Consider the following 2,001-nt stretch of genomic DNA (forward strand, 5'->3'; position numbering starts at 1 on the left):
CTCAATCTCAACTGCGTCCAGAAATTAGAAAACTACAACCTTTGTTAGTTGAATGGCGACGACATCTCCATAAAAGACCAGAGCTAGGTTTCAAAGAATATTTAACAGGAGAATTTATTTGCCAAAAATTGCAAGAGTGGGGCATCGAACATCAAAAAGGAGTTGCGAAAACAGGTATCCTGGCAACTATTGACAGTGGTAAACCAGGGCCTGTATTAGCTATCAGGGCAGATTTAGATGCTTTGCCAATTCAAGAATTAAACGATGTGCCATATAGGTCAATACATAATGGTGTGATGCACGCCTGTGGCCATGACGGACATACAGCGATCGCTCTAGGCACTGCTCACTACCTCGCTACCCATCGCCAAGATTTTAATGGGATTATAAAAATCATTTTCCAGCCAGCAGAAGAAGGGCCTGGAGGCGCTAAACCAATGATTGAAGCAGGGGTGTTGAAAAATCCAGATGTAGATGCCATCATTGGTTTGCACTTGTGGAATAATCTACCTCTCGGCACAGTAGGAGTCCGCAGTGGTGCTTTAATGGCAGCTACCGAAAGATTTAATTGCACAATTTTGGGCAAAGGTGGACATGGAGCCATGCCTCATCAAACTGTAGACTCTGTGGTAGTTGCAGCTCAAATTATTAATGCTTTGCAAACAATAGTTGCTCGGAATATTAATCCTATAGACTCAGCAGTTGTAACAGTGGGGAAATTAAATGCAGGTAGGGCATTTAATGTTATTGCTGATACTGCCAGAATGGGTGGTACTGTACGTTATTTTAATTTGGCTTATCAAGATTATTTTGCTAAAAGAATTGAGCAAGTTATTGCCGGAGTTTGTGAAAGTCATGGGGCGAATTATGAATTTAATTATATTCCTCTTTATCCCCCATTAATTAACGATCAAAAAATAGCTAATTTAGTTAGAAGTGTGGCTGAATTATTAGTAGAAACTCCTGCTGGTGTTGTACCAGAATGTCAAACTATGGGGGGTGAAGATATGTCATTTTTTCTCCAAGAAGTACCTGGTTGTTATTTCTTTTTAGGTTCAGCAAATGCCGAGAAAAATTTAGCTTATCCGCACCATCATCCTAGATTTAATTTTGATGAAACTGCTCTAGGAATGGGAGTAGAAATGTTTGTGCGTTGTGTAGAGAAGTTTTGTAGTCAGGGATAATTTATGTTGCTAGAATAACGTTTTGATTTTCAACCGGATTTGTCTTATAAAGTCCGGTTTTTTTAATATAAAATAGTTTTGCTTGATTTTCCTAATATAATATCTGAAATATCGCAAACTTTTGTTTATGAATATTGACCTAGCAAAGCAACAATTTGACCGTTTACATCAAGAACTGGTTCAAAATGACATCCCTCTTGAAACTGAACAAGATGCACGGCTTCATATTATCGACCGTATACTGATTGATGTTTTGGGTTGGGATAGAAACGGAATAAAAACGGAACCTCATACAAAATCTGGTTATATTGATTACCTGCTGTCCACTGGAGGTAGGAATAGGCTGGTAGTAGAAGCCAAACGGACTTCTAAGCTGTTGGTCGATACTCGTCAACCACGTATGGCATCGTATAAGGTTGAAGGTCCAGCACTTAAGTCAGCAACTGAAGGATTAGAACAAGCAAAACGTTATTGCACCGATACTGCTGTTTTATTCTCAGCATTAACAACAGGTTTTGAGTGGATAGGGTTTTGGGCTGTTCGCACTGATGGAGTACCTCCCAAAGAAGGCAAAGCTATAGTTTTTCCAAGTTTTGAAGCTATTGAGCAGAAGTTTGCGATATTCTATGACTTGTTTTCTCCAGAAGGAATGATAGCAAATCTTTATCAAGTTCATATACATGAAGCGGAAGGGTTACAAGTCAGCCAAAATAAGATTTTAGAAGCAGTTATAGATTTAGCTGAAAGGCGTTTACTTCAAAAAGCACCATTGCTAAGGGACATGGAAAGCATTTACCGTAATTTCTTTAGCACTATA

Annotated in this window: 2 protein-coding genes; both read left to right on the forward strand. The window is 38.9% G+C overall.

Features of this window, described 5'->3' with window-relative positions:
• A partial coding sequence (locus AC3DU7_RS32425; protein WP_488043334.1) for a M20 metallopeptidase family protein occupies positions 1-1,184 on the forward strand: 1,184 nt, incomplete at its 5' end.
• A gap of 127 nt (positions 1,185-1,311) precedes the next feature.
• Positions 1,312-2,001, forward strand: a 690-nt coding sequence (locus tag AC3DU7_RS32430) for a hypothetical protein (RefSeq protein WP_488043335.1), incomplete at its 3' end; no start/stop codon positions are given.

It is taken from the genome of Okeania sp., assembly GCF_983059655.1.